At 73.4% G+C, this 1,360-nt stretch carries 1 protein-coding gene; it reads right to left on the bottom strand.

From position 1 onward, the window contains the following. Positions 1 to 271: 271 nt before the first annotated feature. A partial coding sequence (locus tag PSH25_RS26315; RefSeq protein WP_238661596.1) for a C40 family peptidase occupies positions 272 to 1,360 on the bottom strand: 1,089 nt, incomplete at its 5' end.

Genomic DNA, 1,360 nt, shown 5'->3' with positions numbered 1-1,360 from the left:
CGGCCGGGCTGGTGTCGGCCGGGCTGGCGTCGGCCGGGCTGGTGTCGGCCGGGCTGGTGTCGCTGGCGGCCACCGGGTCGGGGGTTTCCGGCCCTGGTGGGCCGGCCTGGTCGACCACGGGGTCGACAGTCTCCGCCGGATCGTTCTGCTCGGCCATTTCCGCCCTCCGCGCCATGCTCGCACCCGAACCCGTGGCGTCGAGTCGGATGTGCCTGGTTGTCACGGTGCCACAGATCTTCCCGAGCGGACAGCCGGAGCCGGTCGTGGCGGATCAGCCCGCGGTGCTGGGGCTGCCCGTCGCGCTGCCGCTGCCCGTCGCGCTCGTGCTGGCCTTCGGCGTCGTCGTCGGAGACGCGCTGGTCGGCGCGCTTGTCGGTGCCGAGGGCAGGGTCGTCGGGGTGTTGCTCGGGGTGAGCGGCGGCGTGGGCGTCGGGCTGGTCGTCAGCGTCGGCGTTGGCTTCGTCGGCGGCGTTGGCTTCGTCGGCGTGGGCGTCGGCTTGGTGGTCTTCGTGGGCGTCGGCGTGGGCGTCGGCTTGGTGGTCTTCGTGGGCGACGGCGTGGGCTTCGGGGGCGAGACGGGCGGAGTCGGGTTGGTCACTACCGGTGCCGGCACCGCGCCGATCACCCGGGTGGCGGCGTACAGGCGGGTCCAGCGGACCACCGAGATCTTGACGACGTCGCCGGTGGTGGGCGCCTGCACCATCTTGCCGTTGCCGATGTACATGCCGACGTGGTGGATCGTCGTCCAGCTGCTGCCCGACGCGAAGAAGAGCAGGTCGCCGGGGAGTAGCGCGCTCTGCGGCACGGTGCGGCCACGGGTCGCGGCGTACTGGTCGCGGGAGACCCGGGGCAGGTCGAAGTAGTCGGCGCCGGGGGACCGGTACGCCGCCCACATCAGGCCGGAGCAGTCGAACTGGTCCGGCCCCTCCTCGGACCACTTGTACGGGTCGCCGAGCTGGGCGAGCGCGTACCGGACCGCAGCCAGTGCCCGGGGGTGCGCGGCCATGCCGCTGATGCTCTGGTTGGAGACGTAGCCGGCGCCGATCTGCTGCTCGGCGGCTTCCTGCTGGCGTTCGATCTCGATCAGCGCGGCGGCGTTGTCCCGGCGCAGCTTGAGCAGGCTCGCCTCGGCGGTGCGCAGCGCCGTCTCACCGGCGGTGAACTCCGCCTCGGCGGCGGCGAGCAGCTCCTTGGCCTCGGAGTGCTTCTGGTACGCGGCCTGCTCACCGGCGCGGGCCCGGGACAGCTCCCCGGCCACACCTGTGGTGCCGCCGTCGACCTTCTCGCCACGAGTGATCGCCTGGAGGCGGCTCAGCCCACGGATGTCCTGGGCGAGGTCGCCCGGCGGCAGCGCGGCGGC

This window comes from Micromonospora foliorum (genome assembly GCF_022229015.1).
In the GTDB taxonomy this organism is placed as follows: domain Bacteria; phylum Actinomycetota; class Actinomycetes; order Mycobacteriales; family Micromonosporaceae; genus Micromonospora; species Micromonospora foliorum.
The sequence above is the reverse complement of the archived record's forward strand: the minus strand, read 5'-3'. Positions and strand labels throughout refer to the sequence as shown.